Source organism: Streptomyces sp. NPDC020379, assembly GCF_044387105.1.
Lineage (GTDB): Bacteria > Actinomycetota > Actinomycetes > Streptomycetales > Streptomycetaceae > Streptomyces.
This window is the reverse complement of the sequence record NZ_JBIRVR010000001.1, coordinates 435,502-455,554: the sequence shown is the minus strand read 5'-3', so window position 1 is coordinate 455,554 and position 20,053 is coordinate 435,502. Positions and strand designations below refer to the sequence as shown.

At 74.0% G+C, this 20,053-nt stretch carries 18 protein-coding genes and 1 other RNA gene; 9 read left to right on the top strand and 10 right to left on the bottom strand.

The annotated features are described in order from the left end of the window. Nucleotides 1-740: 740 nt before the first annotated feature. On the bottom strand, nt 741-3,530 hold the full coding sequence (locus ACH427_RS02090) for a hypothetical protein (RefSeq protein ID WP_398867401.1): 2,790 nt from the start codon (nt 3,528-3,530) through the stop codon (nt 741-743). Between the two features lie 300 nt (nt 3,531-3,830). Between ACH427_RS02090 and ACH427_RS02085 the strand changes: the two genes are divergently transcribed. From ACH427_RS02085 to ACH427_RS02070, 4 genes are all read left to right on the top strand, one after another. Then, nucleotides 3,831-4,868 (top strand): ABC transporter substrate-binding protein, encoded by a 1,038-nt coding sequence (locus ACH427_RS02085; RefSeq protein WP_398867400.1) that lies wholly within the window; start codon nt 3,831-3,833, stop codon nt 4,866-4,868. Nucleotides 4,869-4,933: 65 nt separating this feature from the next. Then, nucleotides 4,934-5,773 (top strand): Nif3-like dinuclear metal center hexameric protein, encoded by an 840-nt coding sequence (locus ACH427_RS02080; protein ID WP_398867399.1) that lies wholly within the window; start codon nt 4,934-4,936, stop codon nt 5,771-5,773. Nucleotides 5,774-5,789: 16 nt separating this feature from the next. After that, entirely contained in the window at nt 5,790-6,533 is a 744-nt protein-coding gene (locus ACH427_RS02075) for a zinc ribbon domain-containing protein (protein ID WP_398867501.1), read from the top strand. A gap of 5 nt (nt 6,534-6,538) precedes the next feature. Beyond that, a complete protein-coding gene (locus ACH427_RS02070) occupies nt 6,539-7,717 on the top strand; it encodes a bifunctional RNase H/acid phosphatase (RefSeq protein ID WP_398867398.1) in 1,179 nt (392 codons plus the stop codon). 40 nt (nt 7,718-7,757) lie between these two features. Here ACH427_RS02070 and ACH427_RS02065 read toward each other — a convergent pair whose 3' ends face one another. The 4 genes from ACH427_RS02065 to ACH427_RS02050 all read right to left on the bottom strand — a co-directional run bounded on the left by ACH427_RS02065 (nt 7,758) and on the right by ACH427_RS02050 (nt 11,136). Then, on the bottom strand, nt 7,758-8,198 hold the full coding sequence (locus ACH427_RS02065) for a hypothetical protein (RefSeq protein WP_398867397.1): 441 nt from the start codon (nt 8,196-8,198) through the stop codon (nt 7,758-7,760). A 220-nt stretch (nt 8,199-8,418) separates the two neighbouring features. Then, complete coding sequence (gene eda, locus ACH427_RS02060; protein ID WP_398867396.1) at nt 8,419-9,042, bottom strand: bifunctional 4-hydroxy-2-oxoglutarate aldolase/2-dehydro-3-deoxy-phosphogluconate aldolase; 624 nt, start codon at nt 9,040-9,042, stop codon at nt 8,419-8,421. Nucleotides 9,043-9,193: 151 nt separating this feature from the next. Next, nucleotides 9,194-9,595: RNase P RNA component class A (rnpB, locus tag ACH427_RS02055), an RNA gene on the bottom strand. Nucleotides 9,596-9,663: 68 nt separating this feature from the next. Further along, nucleotides 9,664-11,136: an RNB domain-containing ribonuclease gene (locus tag ACH427_RS02050; RefSeq protein WP_398867395.1), complete on the bottom strand. Its 1,473-nt coding sequence runs from the start codon at nt 11,134-11,136 to the stop codon at nt 9,664-9,666. Between the two features lie 108 nt (nt 11,137-11,244). Here ACH427_RS02050 and yaaA point away from each other — a divergent pair, with 108 nt between their 5' ends. Further along, nucleotides 11,245-12,051: a peroxide stress protein YaaA gene (yaaA, locus tag ACH427_RS02045; protein WP_398867394.1), complete on the top strand. Its 807-nt coding sequence runs from the start codon at nt 11,245-11,247 to the stop codon at nt 12,049-12,051. Between the two features lie 92 nt (nt 12,052-12,143). Here yaaA and ACH427_RS02040 read toward each other — a convergent pair whose 3' ends face one another. Further along, the gene (locus ACH427_RS02040) at nt 12,144-12,560 is read right to left on the bottom strand and encodes a hypothetical protein (protein WP_398867393.1); all 417 of its coding nucleotides are present in this window, start codon (nt 12,558-12,560) and stop codon (nt 12,144-12,146) included. Nucleotides 12,561-12,771: 211 nt separating this feature from the next. On the opposite strand from ACH427_RS02040, the gene ACH427_RS02035 reads away from it, so the two are divergent. Both ACH427_RS02035 and ACH427_RS02030 read left to right on the top strand, forming a co-directional pair. After that, entirely contained in the window at nt 12,772-14,052 is a 1,281-nt protein-coding gene (locus tag ACH427_RS02035) for a Bcr/CflA family multidrug efflux MFS transporter (RefSeq protein WP_398867392.1), read from the top strand. A gap of 31 nt (nt 14,053-14,083) precedes the next feature. Then, on the top strand, nt 14,084-15,118 hold the full coding sequence (locus tag ACH427_RS02030; RefSeq protein ID WP_398867391.1) for a small ribosomal subunit Rsm22 family protein: 1,035 nt from the start codon (nt 14,084-14,086) through the stop codon (nt 15,116-15,118). 196 nt (nt 15,119-15,314) lie between these two features. Here ACH427_RS02030 and ddaH read toward each other — a convergent pair whose 3' ends face one another. Both ddaH and ACH427_RS02020 read right to left on the bottom strand, forming a co-directional pair. Further along, nucleotides 15,315-16,145, bottom strand: a complete 831-nt coding sequence (ddaH, locus tag ACH427_RS02025; RefSeq protein ID WP_398867500.1) for a dimethylargininase — start codon at nt 16,143-16,145, stop codon at nt 15,315-15,317. A 122-nt stretch (nt 16,146-16,267) separates the two neighbouring features. Beyond that, nucleotides 16,268-16,450 (bottom strand): DUF6243 family protein, encoded by a 183-nt coding sequence (locus ACH427_RS02020; protein ID WP_398867390.1) that lies wholly within the window; start codon nt 16,448-16,450, stop codon nt 16,268-16,270. Between the two features lie 126 nt (nt 16,451-16,576). Between ACH427_RS02020 and ACH427_RS02015 the strand changes: the two genes are divergently transcribed. Together ACH427_RS02015 and ACH427_RS02010 are read left to right on the top strand one after the other, a co-directional pair. Next, complete coding sequence (locus tag ACH427_RS02015; protein ID WP_398867389.1) at nt 16,577-17,185, top strand: TetR/AcrR family transcriptional regulator; 609 nt, start codon at nt 16,577-16,579, stop codon at nt 17,183-17,185. Between the two features lie 121 nt (nt 17,186-17,306). Further along, complete coding sequence (locus ACH427_RS02010; protein WP_398867388.1) at nt 17,307-18,020, top strand: bifunctional DNA primase/polymerase; 714 nt, start codon at nt 17,307-17,309, stop codon at nt 18,018-18,020. 187 nt (nt 18,021-18,207) lie between these two features. On the opposite strand, the gene ACH427_RS02005 is transcribed toward ACH427_RS02010, so the two are convergent. Next, entirely contained in the window at nt 18,208-19,074 is an 867-nt protein-coding gene (locus tag ACH427_RS02005) for a hypothetical protein (protein WP_398867499.1), read from the bottom strand. Then, a complete protein-coding gene (efeU, locus tag ACH427_RS02000; protein WP_398867387.1) occupies nt 19,061-20,029 on the bottom strand; it encodes an iron uptake transporter permease EfeU in 969 nt (322 codons plus the stop codon). The genes ACH427_RS02005 and efeU overlap by 14 nt, the downstream gene beginning before the upstream one ends. Nucleotides 20,030-20,053: the final 24 nt, after the last annotated feature.

Below are 20,053 nucleotides of genomic sequence, written 5' to 3'. Positions count from 1 at the left end.
GGACGGGCTGATGGCGTGCTGCTCGGGTGCGCCGGCGGCGGGCTTTTTCCCCTACCCGCCCCTTCCCGAAACTGGGGGCAAGCCCCCAGACCCCCAGCAACACGGCTTCGCCGCGTTGTCCTCAAACGCCGGACGGGCTGGATATCCAGCCCGTCCGGCGTTTGAGGACGCGGCCGCAGGCCGCTCCCGCCGCAGGCGGCAACGGACCGGCAGTCGGGGGTCTGGGGCACGCGCCCCAGTTTCGGGAAGGGGCGGGGCTGGGGAAAAGCCCGCCGCAGGCGCCGACTGACCCGCAGCCGAGGACTGGGCGGGAGCCCCGAGCCGGACGGGCCGGAAGCCACTGAGCTCAGCGACTTCCGGCCCGTCGGCCGGCCAGATCTACTACCTGTCCGTTCTGCGGTGCTTGCCGTGCGCAGGCGCACTGGCATCTTGCGGTGAGGCCGGGCCACGGTGCCTGCCGGAGCCGGCGGCTGCGGCCTGGGCGGCCTCGAGAGGGCGCGCTTCGGTCGTGTCGGTTCGGGCGTCGGGCATGGGGAAAGTCACTCCGTCGGATGGGGTCTGCGTGCTCTGCGCTCGGGGGCCATGGCAGTGGCGCACGGCGTCGACGGAAGTCAACACACTTTCCGCGCACGACCGTCCGGTCCACTCCGGTGTCCGTCCGGTACAGCTGCGCAGCCCCCGCCCGATACTAACGGGACCTTGATCGCCTAGCCACCCGGTCCGTCGGCGAGTCGCCCCGCTCAGGGATGGGGATTCCGCCCGAGCGGTGCCTGTTGCAGGGGCACGGGCCGGGACGGGCACTCGTACCCCCGCGTGGCCGGAGCGGGCCGGGCGGCCGCCGACCAGGCTTCCGGCATCGCCGCCGGCCGCCCGGGGTAGACGGACGGCGGCACAGCGGTCCACACCTCGGGCTCCACCCGCTGCGCCGGCGGCCCGAGCACGGGCCCCTGCACGGGCACGGGGATCAGCCCTTGGGCCGCCGTGTCGCAGGCGGCGGCCCGCACGGGATCCGGCGTGGCGAGCGGTCTGCGGGCCGGAGCAGGCCCGGGGGAGGGATCCGCCAGATCCCGGAGCACGCTCCGGGCGGTCGGGACCGCCGGGCGCATCGGCTCGGGGTCCGGGGTCCGGGGCCGGCCGGTGGCGTCGGTCGGCCTGTGCCCCGACGGGACCGGATCCGGGGTCATGGGGGCGGGGCCCGCCGCTTCGCGCGACGGGATCCGGACCTGGTCGTGGGCCGAAGGAGGGGCGGCGGCGGACGGGTTCGCCGGATGGGGGGTCAGGCCCAGGGCTCGGTCCGGCGCACTCATGGAGACGGAGGCGGCCGGGCTCGCCTGGCCGGGGCGCGCGCCCTGGGCCACGGGTGCCGGTTGCCCCAGCGGGGCGGAAGCGAAGGGACGCGCCGGGCCGGTGTGCGGCACGCGGCCCCGGTCGGCGGACGGCCCCGTCGCCTCAGCGGGCACGATCCGGGGCTGCCCGTCGGGCTGTTGCCCCCGGTCGGCGGTTGCCGGCCGCTCCAGCGGACCGGCGTCCGGAGGGAGGGTTCGGGGGGCGGGTACGGCGTCCGCCGGCCTGTCCTGGCCGGGGCCCGGTGCGCCCAGCTGGGTCATCGGGTCGGGGGTGAGCGGCCGGGTCGCGGAGGTGGACGGGCCCGCCGGGGCCCGGAGGGAGGCCGATTCCCCCAGCGGGGACGGGCCGGGAGGAATGTTCCGGGGGGCGGGGGTGGTGGGGCTCGGTGGGGTGTGACAGCCCGGGGCCCGGACGGGTGCGGGTTCCCCGAGCGGGGCCGGGGTCCGCATCGGGTCGGCAGGGAGACGCCGGGGTGCCGAGGCGGTCGGGTCGGCAGGGTTGTTGCCCGGGGCCTGGAAGGAAGTCCGTTGTTCCAGCGGGTCGGTGGTCCGAGGCGGGGGCGTGGGGCTCGGTGCCTGGGCCGGGTCGGTGGGAGACGGGTTGGAGGGCGCCGGTGCTCCCAGCGGCGTCGGGCCGGGAGGGAGGTGCCGGGCCGCGGGGGTGCTGCCCGGTGCGGGGTCTCCCAGCGGTGCCGGGTCGGGGGTGAGCGGCCGGGTCGCGGAGGCGGACGGGTTTGCCGGGGTGTTGCCCGGGGTCCGGAGGGGTGCGGGTTCTCCCAGCGAGCCCGGGGTCCGGATCGCATCAGGAGGGACGTGCCGGGCGGCGGGACCGGCTGGGTGGGGGCCCCGGTCCGAGAGTGACGGGGCGGTGGGGGCCGGGCCCCCCGGCGTACCGGGCGTGGGGTTCGGCACGCGTGCCCGGTCGGCGGCCGATGGGGCCGGAGGCGCCGGTTCCCCCAGCGGCGGCATGGGGCCTGCCAGGCGAGCCCGGTCAGGAGGCGCCGGTGCCCCCCGCGAGGGCAACGGGCTTGTCCCGCCGCCCCGTTCAGAAGGCGCCGGCTCCCCCCGTGAGGGCCTCGGTGTCCCCGAGGGGCCGGGGGGCGCCGGGGACGGGTTCGGCCCCCGGGGGTGGCCGGCGGCCGGTGGGGGTGCGGGGGCTCCCTGAGGGGCGCGGGCCGTATCCCGGTCCTCGCCGCGCGCCCGGTCGCGATCCGTGTCCGGGAGGCGCAGGCGGGCCAGGCCGCAGCGCACGTACGGCGTCACGTACGGCAGGCGGAGCTCGCCGCCGGCGGTCCACAGGCCCGTGCCCACCAGCCAGCCCGCCGGGGCGGGGAACTGCTGGAGGCGGCGGGCCGCCGGGCGCCACACGCCCACCCAGCTGCCGGTCGGCCCCTCGATGCGGAACGCCACCGCGCACCCCTCGGGCGCCAGCTCCTGGCCGGGCTGCGCGGCGAAGGGGGTGAGCACGGCGTTGGGCAGCCGCAGGCACTCCGGGAAGCGCACCGGCCGCGCGGAGCCCAGCACCCCCCAGCCCAGCCGGTCGTGGCCGGGCGCGTCCGAGCGGACGAGCAGGAGACCGCTGTACGGGTCGGCCAGCAGCAGCCGGTCCTGGCTCTCCTCGGTGATCTGGAGGAGGGGACTGATCTCGCCACCGCGCCCGAGATCGACGATCACGGTCTTCGTGCGCCCGTCGTGCTCGCGGTCGAGGGCGAGCAGCCGGCCCGTACGGTCGAGCCACGCGCCGCCCGTGCAGCGGCCCCCGACCTCGGCGATCCGCTCGGGACCGAACGCGCCGCCGTGCAGCAGCCACAGCGCGGTGGAGCGCTCGTGGTGCACCAGGCCGTACGCCGCGGTGCCGCCGGGCGCCGGTGGCAGCAGGGACAGCCGCTCGCACTCCACGGCTCCGACCTGCAGCTCTCCGGTGCCGGGGCCGGTGGGGTAGAGCAGCGAGACCGTGTGCCGCTCGGCCACCTTGCGCCGGATCAGGACCCGGCCGTCGGAGAGCGGCAGCACATCGCTGTCGGGCTCCTCGGGCTGGGTGCCGGGCAGCGGCACGGCGTACGGTTCGGGGCCGTCGAGCGTCCAGCGCTCCGGAAACCAGCCACCCGTTCCGCCGTCGAGGGCCAGCCGCGCGGCGTACGAACCGTCCGCTGTGACCGTGAATGCCGCGCGTCTCATGTCCATCGACGCACTCCGTGGGGTGCTCTGTGGAGTGCTCTGGGGGGCACAGACCGTCATGAGAAACGTCACCTCCGGCACTGAACGTAGTTATCGCACTACCTGCCGAACAATGAGAGCGGGTCCGCTTCACGCGTAAGGGTGGCGGATGTCCGATTCGCCTGAGCGATGGGGGGTGGGTGTGCTTCGTGCGGTGCCGTCCGATTAAGGTAAGGCGTACCTAAGTGGCTGGACCGGCCGTCTTGACGGCCGCTCGACGGGTATGCCTCCGAACCCCGTTCGCACCCCTCACTCCTGGAGCACGTGATGTCCCTTCGCCGCCGCGGCACCGCCGCCGTCGCCCTCTCCATAGCCGCCGCGCTGTCCCTCGCGGCCTGCGGCTCCTCCGACGACGGCAAGGACTCGGCGGGCAAGGACGGTGGCAACGGCTCCAAGGCCGTGGCCGAGGGCGGCAAGGACTTCGGCAAGGCCGGCGAGCAGACGAGGAAGATGGGCACGGACGCGGCGCCCGGCCGGTTCCCGCGCACGGTCACCCACGCGCTGGGCACCACGGAGATCAAGGAGCGGCCCAAGCGCGTCGTCGTCCTCGACGTCGGCGAGCTCGACAACGTCGTCTCGCTCGGCCTGAAGCCGGTCGGCTGGGCGCCCACCGAGGGCAGCCAGGGCATCCCCGACTACCTCAAGAAGGACGCCGGGGAGCCCAAGAGCGTCGGCACCATCAACAATCTCGACCTGGAGGCCATCAACGACCTCCACCCCGACCTGATCCTCGGCAGCAAGCTGCGCGCGGAGAAGAGCTACAAGAACCTGTCGAAGATCGCGCCGACCGTGTTCTCCGTCCGCCCGGGCTTCACCTGGAAGGAGAACTACCTCCTCAACGCCGCCGCCCTGGACCGGACCGCCGAGGCGAGGAAGAACCTCGACGCCTACGAGGCCAAGGCGAAGAAGCTCGGCGAGGACGTCGGGGAGAAGAAGCCGACGATCACCATGCTGCGCTACATGCCGCAGTTCACCCGCCTCTACGCGGGCCAGTCCTTCATCGGCACCGTTCTCAAGGACGCCGGCCTGCCGCGTCCGAAGAACCAGCAGGGCGACAAGCTCGCCGAGCAGATCAGCCCGGAGAACATCGATCAGGCGGACGCCGACTGGATCTTCACCGGCGTCTACGGCGACCCCGACAAGACCAAGCGCGACAGCGCCCAGGACAACCCCCTGTGGAAGAACCTGAAGGCGGTCAAGGACGGGCACGCCAAGGACGTCAAGGACGAGACCTGGTACCTCGGCCTGGGGGTCACCGCCGCGAACAGCGTCCTCGACGATCTTCGCGGCTTCCTGGTGAAGTAGCGCCCGGAGCGGTCGCCCCCCGCGCGATGGCCGTGCGGGCACGTCGGACAGGTAGCCTTTCCCCCGTGCCCGCACTGTCTGAAGTCATCGCCGCCCTCGACGCTCTGTGGCCCCCGGAGCGGGCCGAGCAGTGGGACGCCGTCGGCACCGTCTGCGGCGACCCCGAGGCCACCGTCGGCCGGGTCCTCTTCGCCGTCGACCCCGTACAGGAGGTCGTCGACGAGGCCGTGAAGCTCGGCGCCGACCTGCTCGTCACCCACCACCCGCTCTATCTGCGGGGGACGACCACGGTCGCGGCCTCCACCTTCAAGGGCCGGGCCGTGCACACCCTCATCAAGCACGACATCGCCCTGCACGTCGCGCACACCAACGCCGACCGCGCCGACCCCGGCGTCTCCGACGCCCTCGCCGGCGCGCTCGACCTGCGCGTCACCGGACCGCTGGTGCCCGACCCGGCCGACCCCGAGGGCCGCCGCGGCCTCGGCCGGATCTGCGCGGTCGACCCGCCGGTGAAGCTCTCCGAGTTCGCCGAGCGTGCCGCCCGGCGGCTGCCCTCCACCGCGCAGGGCATCCGCGTCGCGGGCGATGCGGACCGTATGATCCGCACGGTCGCCGTCTGCGGCGGCTCCGGCGACTCGCTCTTCGACGAGGTGCGGGCCGCGGGCGTGGACGCCTACGTCACCGCCGATCTGCGCCACCACCCCGCGTCCGAGGCCCAGCAGCACAGCCCGCTCGCCCTGGTCGACGCCGCGCACTGGGCCACCGAGTGGCCCTGGACCGAGCAGGCCGCCGCCCAGCTCGACGAGATCTCCGACCGTCACGGGTGGGGCCTGCGCACCCACATCTCCCGTACGGTCACCGACCCCTGGACCGCCCACGCGGCGTCCTCCTTCCCGCACAAGTAACCACAGGAGCCCCCAACTGAACGCCGCGCCCGCCGACCAGATCCGCCTTCTCGACCTCCAGGCCCTGGACACCCGCCTCGGACAGCTCGCCCACAAGCGCAAGAGCCTGCCCGAGCACGCCGAGATCACCTCGCTGGAGGCCGACCTCATCCAGCACCGCGACCTCCTCGTCGCCGCGCAGACCGAGGAGAGCGACACCGCCCGCGAGCAGTCCAAGGCCGAGTCGGACGTCGACCAGGTGCGCCAGCGCGCCGCCCGTGACCAGCAGCGCCTGGACACCGGTGTCGGCATGTCCGCCAAGGACCTGGAGAACCTCCAGCGCGAGATCGCCTCGCTCGCCAAGCGCCAGGGCGACCTGGAGGACGTCGTCCTGGAGGTCATGGAGCGCCGCGAGTCCGCGCAGGAGCGGGCCACCGAGCTGACCGGCCGCGTGGAGTCCGTGCAGGCCAAGGTCAACGACGCCGTCGCGCGCCGTGACGCCGCCTTCGCCGAGATCGACGCCGAGGCCGCCTCGGTCGCCAAGCAGCGTGAGATCGTCGCCGGTTCCATCCCGGCCGACCTGCTGAAGCTCTACGACAAGCTGCGCGTCAAGGAGGGCGGCGTCGGCGCGGCCCGCCTCTACCAGCGCCGCTGCGAGGGCTGCCGCGTGGAGCTCGACATCACCGCGTTCAACGAGGTCCGGGCCGCCGCCCCGGAGACCGTCGTGCGCTGCGAGAACTGCACCCGCATCCTGGTCCGCACCTCCGAGTCGGGCCTGTAGCAGCCATGGCGCATCGCTTCGTCGTCGAGGCCGACGGAGGGTCCCGGGGCAACCCGGGCCCCGCCGGCTACGGCGCGGTCGTGCTGGACCCGGCGACGGGCGAGGCGCTCGCGGAGGCCGCCGAGTACATCGGCACGGCCACCAACAACGTCGCCGAGTACAAGGGCCTCATCGCCGGACTCCGGGCGGCGAAGGCCCTCGACCCGGAGGCCGTCGTGCTGGTCCGGATGGACTCCAAGCTCGTCGTGGAGCAGATGTCCGGCCGCTGGAAGATCAAGCATCCGGACATGAAGCCGCTGGCCGCCGAGGCCCGTACGGTCCTCCCGGCCGGGCGTGTCACCTATCAGTGGATCCCGCGCGAGCAGAACAAGCACGCGGACCGGCTCGCCAACGAGGCCATGGACGCCGGACGGCTCGGCAGGCAGTGGGAGCCCGGCGCGTCCACCGCGGCCGTCCGCGAGCGGCCGGCCCCGGAACCCGTCATACCCGCGCTCCCGGACGAGCCCGCGCTCGCCGAGCCCAAGGCCGCGCCCGTCGGCTGGGCGGCACCCGCCGACCTCGGTACGCCCACCACCTTCGTCCTGCTGCGGCACGGCGAGACGGCCCTGACACCGCAGAAGCGGTTCTCCGGCAGCGGTGGCGACGACCCCGCGCTCTCGCCCGCCGGGCGCCGCCAGGCCGAGGCCACGGCGGCCGCCCTCGCCGCCCGCGGCACCGTCCAGGCCGTCGTCACCTCGCCGCTGCGGCGCTGCCGGGAGACGGCCGCCGCCGTGGCCGCGCGCCTCGGCCTGGAGGCGCGCGTCGAGGAGGGCCTGCGCGAGGCGTCCTTCGGCGCCTGGGAGGGCCTGACCTTCGCCGAGGTCAAGGAGCGCCACCCCGACGACCTCGACGCCTGGCTCGCCTCCGCCAAGGCCGCGCCCACCGGCGGTGGCGAGAGCTTCGCCACGGTGGCCCGCCGGATCGCGCTCACCCGCGACAGGCTCCTCGCGCGCTACGCGGGCCGGACGGTCCTCCTGGTCACGCACGTGACCCCGGTCAAGACCCTCGTCCGCCTCGCGCTGGGCGCCCCGCCGGAGTCGCTGTTCCGGATGGAGCTGTCCGCGGCCTCGCTCTCGGCGGTGGCCTATTACGCGGACGGCAACGCCTCCGTACGGCTGCTGAACGACACGTCGCACCTGCGATAGCGGCACGACGGGCTCCCGCCGCCGGCGGGAGCCCGCCCGGCTACTCCGCGACGCGCAGGGCTATCGCCTCGTTCAGGGCCGCGAGCGCGGCCAGGCGCTGCTGTTCACGCTCCTCGATGGCCTGGGGGCTCTCGCCCGTCGCCGCGACGCGCGGGCACGTCGGGCACTGCCAGCGGTCGGGGGCACCCATGGGCGGCGGTGTCATGGCGACAGCGCAGTGGGGGCACTTCACGATCACTCCTTCCACATGGCCGCACGACGCGCAGACCCACACGGGGCCCTCGGCGTCGTGCTGCCGCCACGCCGTCCTCAGACAGCGCGGGCAGCCGGTGGTGACGATCCCGGCGCGGCTCATGACTGGCGGCTCCGGGGTGGTGTCCGCGTACTCGATGATCCGGGCCCTGATCCGGGCGTCCGTGGTGTTGGCCATCCTGAGCAGGTGTGCGACTCGCGAGCGGGCCTCGTCAACGAAATCGTTCATGGCGAGCAGCAGGCTACGCGGAAGGAGCGCGGGTCAGGCGCGGTGATCACGGCTCAAGAGCGGATGTTTGCGGGCCGCGGGAGGGTGGCGGTGCAGGTACGGCGGGGCCATGGCGTTCGATGGCGTTCCATGGCGCGTTTCCAGGATTGACCCTTTCGGACGACACCGGACCGGTGGGCTGAGGTGACCGCTGCGTGATCGCGGGGCCCGTGGCGCCGGTTCAGCCGCGCAAGGAGGCGGCGGCGCGGGCGAGTTCGGTCACCCGGGCCCAGTCCCGCTCCGCGAGGGCGTCGGCGGGCAGCATCCATGTGCCGCCCACGCAGCGGACGTTGGGCAGGGCCAGGTAGGCGCGCGCCGTCTGCGGGCCGATGCCGCCCGTCGGGCAGAAGCGGGCCGCGGGCAGCGGCCCGGCGAGGGATCTGAGGAACGCGGGCCCGCCCGCGGCCTCGGCGGGGAAGAACTTCATCTCGCGCACGCCGCGCTCCAGCAGCGCCATGACCTCCGAGGCGGTCGACACCCCCGGCAGGAACGGCACCCCCGCCGCCGTCGCCGCGGCCAGCAGCCGCTTTGTCCACCCCGGGCTCACCAGGAACCCGGCCCCGGCCGCCGTCGCCGCCTCGGCCTGATCGGGCGTCAGCACGGTCCCCGCCCCGACGACCGCCTCCGGCACCTCCGCCGCGACGGCCCGTATCGCCTCCAGCGCCGCGCCCGTACGCAACGTGATCTCGACCGCCCGCAGCCCGCCCGCCACCAGCGCCCGTGCCAGCGGCACGGCGTCGCCGGCGTCGTCGAGCACGACCACCGGCAGCACGGGAGCGAGGCTGAGCACGTCACGGGGTGGCATCACGCACGGCATCCTGCCGTGGGGGAGTGGGGTGCGCAATGGTGGTTGCGGAGGGCGCAACGCGGGGCCTCGCGCCCGGCCCGGGGCATACGGCGAAGGCCCCTTGTCCTGCCGCTTCGGCAGGACAAGGGGCCTCGCTCAAGATGGCCGACGGACGAGTCGGCCTGTACGCCGGGTTCTGTCTCCCGGTCGCCTCGCGGCGGCCGGGGAGGCGGCCATCCATCTAGACCTGCCGTTGCCGACAGGTTCGTGCGGTCTACCCGCGGACTCGGGCCGGCAGCCCTCGGTCGTCCGCGCAGGGCCGCCGTGAGGCGACCCCTCTTGACCTTGCTCCGGGTGGGGTTTACCTAGCCGTCCGGGTCACCCCGGACGCTGGTGGTCTCTTACACCACCGTTTCACCCTTACCGGAAGCCTCGCGGCCTCCGGCGGTCTGTTTTCTGTGGCACTGTCCCGCGGGTCACCCCGGGTGGGCGTTACCCACCACCCTGCCGTGTGGAGCCCGGACGTTCCTCGGGAGATCCGAAGATCCCACGCGGCCGCCCGGCCGGCTCGTCCGCCGTGCCGACCATGTTACCTGGCGTGACGCAGCCCCCTGGACCTCGCTGCCCGAGCCCGGCCGGTCACGCCGGAGCGAACCAGAGCTTGTCCCGGCCCGGGTCCGCCTCGATCACCCGGACCCGCATCCGGTGGCCCAGCCGCAGGGGCGGGCCGTCCCCGTCGCCCTCGACATGGCCGACCACGGCGGGCTCGTAGAGGTGGACGGTGCCCGCGGTGGGGCGCTCCTCCTGGACGTCGACGACGTACGCGTCGAAGACCTGGCCGATCCGGTCGCGCAGCAGCGCCGCCTCGACCAGGTCCACGCACTCCCGCTCCACCTCGGCCGCCCGCCGCGCGCCCGTCTCCATCTCGCCGGGCAGGGCGTCGAGCGCGGCCCGCACCCACTCCGGCGGGTCGGTCCCGGCGGCCGCGGCCAGGCACAGCTCGCCCGTGTAGCGGTCGACGAGGCGGCGCAGCGGGGCCGTGCAGTGGGCGTACGGCGCGGCGAGCGCGGCATGGGCGAGGGCGGCCGGGTCGCTGGGCACGGGGTGGGCGGACGGCCGCTCGCGGTCGAAGACCGCGTACCCGGCGCCGCGCAGGAGGGCGGTGCACTCCTGGAGGAAGGCGGCGTGCTGGGCGTGGGCGGGGTCGAGGGCGCGGATGACCACGGCGTACGGCATGTTCGCGGGCCAGTTGACGCCGAGGGCGCGGGCCACGCGGCGCAGCCGGCCGACGGCGGACTCGGGCGCGGGCGGGAGGGTGCGCAGGATGCCGGTGCCCGCGCGGAGCATCAGCTCGGCGGCGGCCATGCCGGTCATCAGGGATATCTGGGCGTTCCAGCCGTCGGCGGGCAGGGGCGCGCGGTATTCGAGGGCGTAGTGGTTGCCGCGGCGGACGATCTGCTGCTCGGGGACGTCGAGGGAGACGCCGCCGCGGGCGCGCTCCAGCTCCTCGCGGCGCAGCCCGACCTCCCGCAGCAGGCACAGCGGTTCCTCGGCGGCGCCGGAGTCCACGGCGCGCTGCACGCCCGCGTAGTCGAGCCTGGCCCGGCTGCGGACGAGGGCGCGGCGCACGTCGGCCCGCTCGACCTGGCCGTCCGGGTCGAGGTCGAACTGCCAGAGCAGGGCGGGCCGGGTGTGGTCCGGCAGCAGGCTGGCGGCGCCCTCGCCGAGGACGTCCGGGTGCAGGGGCACGCGCCGGTCCGGGTAGTAGAGGGTCATGACGCGGCGGTGTGCCTCGGCGTCGAGGGCCTGGCCGGGGCGGACGAAGGCGGTGACGTCGGCGACGGCGTAGTGCACCCGGAAGCCGCCCGTCCCCCGGCGGGCGAGGAACATCGCCTGGTCCAGGTCGCGCGAGTCGGGCGGGCCGATGGTGAAGAGCGGCAGATCGGTGGCGTCGCGCGCCGGGAGCCGGGGCCGCGCCGCCGCCTGCTCGGCCTCCGCGAGGACCTCGGCCGGGAAGTCCACGGGTGTCCCGGACCGCGCGCGCAGCTCGCGCAGGGCGGCCCGCAGGGGCGTGCCGTCCGTGTCGGTCACGTGGATCGGCCGGCGGGGCATGACATCGAGCGTAGGCGGGGCGCGGGCGCGGGGCACGGCGGGAGCGGCGCGCGGCGTTAGGCTGCCCCGGGGCCGTACCGGAAGAAGAACCACTGGAGGAGATCGACCGTGCTCGTGCTGCTGCCGCCGTCCGAGGGGAAGGCCACGGCCGTCGAGGGCGGGCCCGGGGCCGCCCTCGACCTCGGGGCACTGTCGCTGCCGGGGCTGTCCGGGGCGCGCGAGGCCGTGCTGACGGAGCTGGTGGAGCTGTGCGCGGCCGACGCGGACAAGGCCGCCGAGGTGCTGGGGCTCTCGCCCGGCCTGCGCGGGGAGATCGCGAAGAACGCGGGCCTGCGCACGGCGGGCGCCCGCCCGGCCGGTGAGGTCTACACCGGCGTGCTGTACGACGCGCTGGGCCTGGCAGGCCTGCCCCCGGCGGCGCGCCGCCGCGCGGAGGCGTTCCTGCTGGTCTTCTCCGGGCTGTGGGGCGCGGTGCGGGTGGGCGACCCGATCCCGTCGTACCGCTGCTCGATGGGCGTACGGCTGCCGGGGCTGGGCGCGCTCGGCGCGTACTGGCGCCGCGCGATGGAGCCGCACCTGGCGGAGGCGGCGGCGGACGGGCTGGTGCTCGACCTGAGGTCGGCGGCCTACGCCACGGCGTGGAAGCCCAAGGGCGAGGTGGCGGGCCGCACCGCGACGGTGCGGGTCCTCCAGTCGAAGATCGTCGACGGGGTCGAGAAGCGGTCCGTGGTGAGCCACTTCAACAAGGCGACCAAGGGCCGCCTGGTCCGCGACCTCCTGACGGCGGGCATCGTCCCCGCCGACGTGCCGGAGCTGGTGACCGCGCTGCGGGACCTGGAGTACACGGTGGAGGCCGCGGCCCCCGCCCGCGCGGGCCGGCCGTGGGCGCTGGACGTCGTGGTGACGGAGGTCTGACGGGGCCCGACGGGGGGCTGACGGAGGTCCGACCGGGCTCCAGGACGGCCGAAGGCCCCGGTGGGGGCCGGGGCCTTCGGGGCCGCGGCCGGTCAGCGCACCGTGACCGTGAACTCCGGGGACGTCGCCTGGCCGCCCGTGACGCGGAGGGAGTTCTTGCCCTTGATGCCGAGCTTGACGCGCATCGAGTAGGCCGAGCTCTTGTCGACCGCGACGGTGGCGGGGAGCGACACCCACTTGGAGCCCTGCTTCTGCTGGAGGGTGACCTTCGTGCCCGCCTTGATGCCGGTCGCCTTGCCGGAGACGCGGAACTCCTGCCAGGCGTTGACGCCGGCCGTGCTCGCCTGCGCGGTCAGCGCGGGCCGCGCGGATATCCCGGCGGAGGGGGAAGCGGAGGAGGAAACGGAGGGGGAAGCGGACGGGGCGGCGGCGAAGGCGGCGGTCGCGCCGCCGGTGACGAGGGCGGCGCTGAGAGCACCGGTGAGGGCGAGGCGGTATGCGCGGTTCATGGCGTGTTCCTCCCTGTAGACCTGATTCATGGCCTTCATCGAGGAACACGGGAAACGTGGGGCCCGGGTTGCCTGTGGATGCCATGTAATTCAAGGGAGTTGAGTTCCCTGCGGCTCTTCACGGGCCTTCCGGCGCGGGCCGGGCCGCCGGTGATCATGTCACCATGGTGGACTGAATGGTTGATCCGACAACTACCGTGGAGTGCGACGCATGACGGACCCCGGCCGCGGCACAGCCGCGCCCCAGCGTGCCCCCGAGGGCGGCTCCGGCGACCGCATGGCCGCGGCCCGGCGCACGGGCCTGCTCGTCACCCTCGTCCTCGGCGGTCTCACCGCCCTGCCGCCGCTGTCCATGGACATGTACCTCCCGGCGCTGCCGGAGGTCACCGACGCCCTGCACCGGCCCGCGGCGACCGTCCAGCTCACGCTCACCGCCTGCCTCCTGGGCATGGCGCTCGGCCAGCTCGTGGTCGGTCCCATGAGCGACAAGTGGGGGCGCAGGCGGCCCCTTCTCGCCGGCATGATGATCTACGTCCTCGCCACCGCCGTCTGCGCCTTCGCGCCCACCGCGGAACTGCTGATCGCCTTCCGCCTCGTGCAGGGGCTGGCGGGCGCGGCGGGCATCGTCATCGCCCGGGCCGTCGTGCGCGACCTCTACGACGGCGACGCCATGGCCCGCTTCTTCTCCACCCTCATGCTGATCTCCGGGGTCGCCCCCGTCGTCGCCCCGCTCATCGGCGGACAGGTGCTGCGGATCACCGACTGGCGGGGCGTCTTCGTCGTCCTCACCGTCGTCGGCCTGCTGCTCACCGTCGTCGTCTGGCGCGGCCTGGGCGAGACGCTGCCGCCCGGGCGGCGCCAGGCCGGCGGGCTCCGCGAGACCCTGCGGGCCATGGGCGGGCTCCTCGGCGACCGCGTCTTCACCGGTTACATGCTCTCCGGCGGCTTCGCCTTCGCCGCTCTCTTCGCCTACATCTCCGCGTCGCCGTTCGTGATCCAGGACATCTACGGGGCGTCCCCGCAGACCTTCAGCCTGCTCTTCGGCCTCAACTCCATCGGCCTCGTCATCGTCGGCCAGATCAACGGCAAGGTGCTCGTCGGGCGCGTCAGCCTCGACAAGGCGCTCGCCGTCGGGCTCGCCGTCGTCACCCTCGCGTCCGTCGCCCTGCTGCTGATGGCCTCCGGCGTCTTCGGCAAGGCGGGACTGGCACCGGTCGCGGCCGGGCTGTTCGTGCTGATGTCGGCGATGGGCCTCGCCATGCCGAACACCAACGCCCAGGCGCTGATGCGCTCGCGGGACGCGGCGGGCTCGGCGTCGGCCCTGCTGGGCACGTCGACGTTCGCGCTCGGGGCGGTGGCCTCGCCCCTGGTGGGCATCGCGGGCGAGGGCACGGCCGTGCCGATGGCGGTGGTGCAGGTCGTCTGCGCGGTGGCGGCGGTGCTGAGCTTTGTGTTGCTGTGCCGGCCCTGGCGGGCCCGGTCCGGCAGCTGAGGACGTCCGCCCAGACCGTAGAATTCTGCGAATGCACGCCCCCCACCCCCTTCCCGTCGCCGACAATCTGCGGTCCGCGCTCGCCGCGGTGCTCGACGGGCTGCCGCCGCGCGTCGCCGCGCAGGCCGTCGAGCGGCTGATCGCCAGCTACCGGGGGCGCACCCCGACGCACACTCCCGTGCTGCGGGACCGCTCCGACGTCGTCGCCTACGCCGCCTACCGCATGCCCGCGACCTTCGAGGCCGTGCGGTCGGCGCTGGAGGCGTTCCGGGACCGGCTCCCGGAGTGGGTGCCCGCCACGCACGTCGACGTCGGCGGCGGCACGGGCGCCGCGAGCTGGGCGGTGGCCGCCGCGTGGGAGGGGCACGAGCGCCGCACGACCGTCCTCGACTGGGCCGAGCCCGCCCTCGCGCTCGGCGCCGAACTGGCCGGCGCCGCGCACGACGCGGGCCTGCGCGCCGCCGAGTGGCGGCGGCAGACCATCGGCAGCGCCCTGGCGATCCCCGACGGGACGGACCTCGTCACCGTCTCGTACGTCCTGGGCGAGCTCACCGAGGCGGACCGCCGCGCGGTGACCGACGAGGCGGCCCGCGCCGCCCGTGCCGTCGTCCTGATCGAACCGGGCACGCCCGACGGCTACCTCCGCGTCATCGAGGCCCGCGACCGCCTGATCGCGGCCGGGTTCCGCGTCGTCGCCCCCTGCCCGCACAGCGCCGCCTGCCCCATAGAGCGGGGCACGGACTGGTGCCACTTCTCCGCCCGGGTGAGCCGCTCCTCCCTCCACCGGCAGGTGAAGGGAGGCTCGCTGCCGTACGAGGACGAGAAGTTCTCGTACGTGGCCGCGGTGCGCGACCTCGACGTGCCCCCCGCGCCGGCCCGCGTCGTACGCAAGCCGCAGATCCGCAAGGGGCAGGTCCTGCTCGACCTGTGCACCCCCGGGAACGGCCTCACGAGACAGACGGTGACGAAGCGGCACGGGGCGGTCTACAAGGCGGCGCGTGACATCGACTGGGGCGAGGAGTGGGGCGACGGCGGGGCGCCTGGAATCGGCCCGTCCGGCGCTTGAGGACGCTCCCGCGGACTTCGTCCGGGGGGACCCCCAGGGCCGCTCCCGCCGCAGGCGGCGAACCGGCCCGCGGCTCGGGGCGCGAGTCCCCCACGCGGCGGAGCCGCGCATGGGATGCGGCCGGGAAGGGGCGGGCAGGGGGAAGAGCCCGCCGCGGGCGCACCGGTCCGCGGCCGGCGCGCGACCTGAGCCACCGTCACCGCAATTCCAGCGTGCAGCACTTCACACTCCCGCCCCCCTTCAGGAGCTCGCCCAGATCCAGCCCGATCGGCTCGTACCCCCGCGCCCGCAAGGGCCCGAAGAGCCCCACCGCCGCCTGCGGCAAGAGCACATGGCGGCCGTCGGACACCGCGTTCAGGCCGAGCGCCGAGGCGTCCTCCTCGGTGGCGATCAGCGCGTCGGGGAAGAGCCGCTCCAGCACGGCCCGGCTGCCGGGGGAGAAGGCCCCGGGGTAGTACATGACCTCGTCGCCGTCGAGCACGCACAGCGCCGTGTCCAGGTGGTAGTAGCGCGGGTCGATCAGGTCGAGCCCGATCACCGGGCGGCCGAAGAACTCCTGTGCCTCGGGGTGGGACAGCGGGCTGCTGCGGAAGCCGCGCCCGGCGAGCAGCCAGGAGGCGGTGACGGCGAAGTCGCCCTCGCCCTCGTTGATGTGCTCCGGTTCGAGGACGTCGCGGTAGCCGTGCGCGCGGAACCACTCCGCGTGCGCGGCCGCCTCGGCGGTCCGCTCGGGATGGGCGAAGCGGGCGCCCAGCACCCGCCCGTCGACCACGGTGGCGCCGTTGGCGGCGTAGACCATGTCGGGCAGCTCGGGGCGCGGTTCGAGCACTTCCACCGTGTGCCCGAGGGCGAGGTACCGGTCGCGCAGGTCCTCCCACTGCGCGAGCGCGAGGCGCAGGTCGACCGGCTTGGCCGGATCCATCCAGGGGTTGATGGAGTAGGTGACCCTGAAGTGGGTCGGGGGGCACATCAGATAGCGCCGCGGCCCGGCGGCCCGTCGTGGGGCGGCGGTGGCAGGTGGAGCGATACGCAAGGAGAGCTCCTCACGGTGGTGTGGGGCACGTGCGGGGTTGTGGCACGTGCCCCAAATCGTCCTCGCTCCAAGGGCTTTGGCACATGAACCGTACGGGTGGTTTACCCGTGACCCGCTCACGCTCCGGTGGTTTTGCCCCTTCCCTCGCGCAACTTCCGTAGCAGTTCCCGCTTCTGGGCGTTCGCGTCCGCGCCGCCCCCGGTGCGGCCGCCCCGGCCGCCGCCGCGGAGCGCGCCGCGCGAGAGGTTGCTGCGGGTGCCGCCGACTCCGAGCATGTTGCCCGCGCCGCCCCGGCTCATGGGATCCCCTTCCGGTCTTGTGAGACGCTCCGTCTCGCTTCACTCGTAAGGCTGAACGAGACGCACCGTCTTGTCAAGACGATACGTATCGGTTCGTGGGATGCGCGTGCTCGCTAGGATGCGGCCATGTCCCAGAAGACGCCCGCTCCCAAGAGCCCCGACGTCAGCCGCCGCAGCGAGCGCTCCCGCCGTGCGATCCTCGACGCGGCCCTCGAACTGGTCGCGGAGGTGGGGTTCACCAAGCTCACCATCGAGGCCATCGCCGCCCGCGCCGGCGTCGGCAAGCAGACGATCTACCGCTGGTGGCCCTCGAAGGCCGCGGTCCTCTTCGAGGCGGTCGTGCCCGAGGGCATCGACCCGGCCGACATCGAGCTGCCCGACACCGGTGACCTGGAGGCCGACCTCAAGCTCGTGCTGCGGGCCACGGTGGACGACCTCACCAGCGAGCGCCTCGACGCCCCCACCCGCGCCCTGCAGGCCGAGACGCAGAACGACCCCGAGCTCGGCCGCGCGCTCACCGAGAAGGTCCTCGAACCCCAGCTCCAGGCGTACGTCCGCCGGCTGCGCGCCGCCCAGCGGGCCGGGCAGCTCGCCGAGGACGTCGACCTGCGGATCGCCCTGGAACTCCTGGTCGGCCCGCTCTTCCACCGCTGGCAGACCCGCACCCTGCCGCTGACCCACGCCTACGCGGACACCGTCGTCGAGCTGGCACTGCGCGGCCTCGCCCCCCGCTGACGGCGGCGCGGGGGGCCGCGCGAGCGGTCCGTCTCACACCGTCCGGATACGTCCGACGGTCACACCAGGCCCCGGATGGTGGCAGCATTGAGGCCGGACCGCGGTCGAAGTGAGGGGATAGATGGAACGCAAGAGCAGGTTCTCCCAGTGGCTGCGCCGCCCCAGGAGCGGAGCGGGCGGCGATACGGGTACCGGAGCGGCCTCGGAGGCCGCCCGCGAAGAACTGCTCCTGGCCGCGGCAGCCGCGGGCTTCCCACTGGCCCCCGCCGCGCACCCGTCGGGCTACGGCTGTTCCTGTGAGCGCATCGGCTGTCCGACGCCCGGCCGCCACCCCGTCTCCTTCGCCTGGCAGACCCTCGCCACCACCGACGCCGAACAGGTCACCAAGTGGCTGCGGGCCCAGCCCGAGGCCAATTTCATCACCGCCACCGGCATCGCCCACGACGTCCTCGACGTCCCCGCCGAGGCCGGCCGCAAGGCCCTCGACCGGCTGGGGGCGGCCGGCGTCGAGGTGGGCCCGGTCGCCACCGTCACCCCCGACCGCATGCTCTTCTTCACGGCCACCCGCGGCACGCCCGACGACGAGGACGAGTGGTGGCCCTGTGAGCTCGACTGCCACCCGGAGACGCTGGACGAGCATCCCGGGCTGCGCTGGCATTGCCGTGGCAGCTACGTTCTCCTGCCGCCGTCGCGGCTGCCGTCCGACGGACAGGTGGCTTGGCTGTACGGGCCCGAGCGGGCTCTTCCAGACCCGTTGTCGTTGCTCGAGGCTCTGACGGATGCGTGTGCGCAGGTGGAACACCACGAGTCCGCGGCGTGGCCGATCGGGCGATAGCCCTTGGCGGGCGGCTTCTTCAAACGCCGGACGGGCTGGTCATGACTGAGCTCAGCCGTAACCAGCCCGTCCGGCGTTCGAGGACAACGCGGCGAAGCCGTGTTGTCGGGGGGTCCGGGGGCCTGCCCCCAGTTTCGGGAAGGGGCGGGGCCGGGGAAAAGCCCGCCGCAGGCGCCACGCACCTGGACTACTCGCCCTTCACACCCGTCACGCTCTCGATCCGGTTCAAGAACACCACCGCCCCCGAAGACTTCGGAATCCGCACCGCCGACTCCGACACCTTCGTATACGTCACGGACCGCTGAAGATCACCCCGCAGCAGAGCCTTCATCCGCGGATCGGTGATCGCGGGCCGCAGGCCCTGGGCCATCGTGCGCCGTTCACGGTGATGCGCGGTGAAGAAGGCGAGCGCGCCCCCGTCGGATGTGCGCAGGGCCGGTGCGGGGAATCCGTCGGCGGCCTCCGGAGTGTCGATGAACTCCGTCCAGAACGTGGGCGTCCGCCTGATCTTGTCGCGGTCCTCGCGCAGACCGGTCGTGCGCGGCCCCGGCGCGAACGTCCGGCCGCTGCCGGTCCGCAGGAAGCCGGTGTACGCGGCGCTCACCGCGTCCGGCGCGACGGCCAGGCCCGGGTCCTTGCCCTTGGCGGCCGGCACGGCCTCGGCGTAACCGTCCTTGTCGGTCGCGAAGGACGGCACCTTGTCGGGGCTGAGGATCGACAGATAGGCGGCCCGCCAGGGCTCCTTGACGCCGTCGCGCAGGAAGACCACGAACCAGCGGTTGCCGTCGCGGTTGCTGCGGGTGTCGGCGAGGAAGAACTTCGGCCAGCCGGCCTGCTTGGGGATCGTGAAGCGGGCGTCGTCGAGGACGAGGGGCGGATAGCCGGGGTTGCCGCCCGGCGTCAGCGCGCTCTGCGTCGTCATGTCGGCGTTGCCGATCTCGGCGAGCGGACCGCTCTCGACCCGGGCTATGACACCCGGGTCGAGCTTGCGGTACGCCTCGTTGTAGCCCTCCGTGAAGCGCTGGAGGACCTTGGGGGCCTCAGCCCTGTCCACCGCCGGGATGATCTCCCGCTCGCCGTGCACCGTCACGCACCCGGTCGCCGTCAGCAGCAGCGCCGACACGGTCAGCACCGCCGGGGCTATCGGCGATCGGCGGGACGGCCGGGGTCTCATGGGACGTCGACTCCTTGGTGGCGGCTCGGGACGGCGCCACCCTACCCGGGGCGAAGAAGACGAGGAGGGTGGGTATCAGATACAGCGCCCACACCGCGACCTGGAGCCAGGTCGGGTCCGGCTGGAAGTTGAAGACGCCCTTGAGCAGGGTGCCGTACCAGCTGTCGGCCGGGATCTGCTCGCTGATGTCGAACGCCTTGCTGCCCAGCCCCGGCAGCGCGTCGGCCTCCTGGAGGTCGTGGAAGCCGTACGCGAGCACGCCCGCCGCCACCACGATCAGCATGGCGCCGGTCCAGGTGAAGAACTTCGCGAGGTTGATCTTCAGCGCGCCGCGGTAGAACAGCCAGCCCAGCACCACGGCCGTCAGCAGGCCCAGCAGCGCGCCGACCAGCGGCCGTACGCCGTCGTCCGTCGCCTGCACGGCCGTCCAGATGAACAGCGCGGTCTCCAGGCCCTCCCGGCCCACCGCGAGGAAGGCGGTGACGACCAGCGCGGTGGTGCCCATCGCGAGCGCCGCGTCGAGCTTGCCGTGCAGCTCCTTCTTCAGGTGCCGCGCGGTGCGCCGCATCCAGAAGACCATCCACGTCACCAGGCCCACCGCGACGACCGACAGCGAACCGCCGAGCATCTCCTGGGCCTTGAAGGTCATGCTCTGCGAGCCGAACTGGAGCAGCGCGCCGAAGCCCATGCTCAGCAGCACGGCCACGGCGATGCCGAGCCAGATCGGCCGCAGCGCGTCCTTGCGCCCGGTCTTGACCAGATAGGCGACGAGGATGCAGACGACCAGGCTGGCCTCCAGGCCCTCGCGCAGACCGATCAGGTAGTTGCCGAACACGCGGCTTCCCCTTCCTTCGAGAGA

Coding starts and splice junctions, on each gene's coding strand:
- ACH427_RS02090 (WP_398867401.1), bottom strand. CDS start 3,530: ATGGACATGAGACGCGCGGCATTCACGGTCACAGCGGACGGTTCGTAC.
- ACH427_RS02085 (WP_398867400.1), top strand. CDS start 3,831: ATGTCCCTTCGCCGCCGCGGCACCGCCGCCGTCGCCCTCTCCATAGCC.
- ACH427_RS02070 (WP_398867398.1), top strand. CDS start 6,539: ATGGCGCATCGCTTCGTCGTCGAGGCCGACGGAGGGTCCCGGGGCAAC.
- ACH427_RS02065 (WP_398867397.1), bottom strand. CDS start 8,198: ATGAACGATTTCGTTGACGAGGCCCGCTCGCGAGTCGCACACCTGCTC.
- eda (WP_398867396.1), bottom strand. CDS start 9,042: ATGCCACCCCGTGACGTGCTCAGCCTCGCTCCCGTGCTGCCGGTGGTC.
- ACH427_RS02050 (WP_398867395.1), bottom strand. CDS start 11,136: ATGCCCCGCCGGCCGATCCACGTGACCGACACGGACGGCACGCCCCTG.
- ACH427_RS02040 (WP_398867393.1), bottom strand. CDS start 12,560: ATGAACCGCGCATACCGCCTCGCCCTCACCGGTGCTCTCAGCGCCGCC.
- ACH427_RS02035 (WP_398867392.1), top strand. CDS start 12,772: ATGACGGACCCCGGCCGCGGCACAGCCGCGCCCCAGCGTGCCCCCGAG.
- ACH427_RS02030 (WP_398867391.1), top strand. CDS start 14,084: ATGCACGCCCCCCACCCCCTTCCCGTCGCCGACAATCTGCGGTCCGCG.
- ACH427_RS02020 (WP_398867390.1), bottom strand. CDS start 16,450: ATGAGCCGGGGCGGCGCGGGCAACATGCTCGGAGTCGGCGGCACCCGC.
- ACH427_RS02015 (WP_398867389.1), top strand. CDS start 16,577: ATGTCCCAGAAGACGCCCGCTCCCAAGAGCCCCGACGTCAGCCGCCGC.
- ACH427_RS02010 (WP_398867388.1), top strand. CDS start 17,307: ATGGAACGCAAGAGCAGGTTCTCCCAGTGGCTGCGCCGCCCCAGGAGC.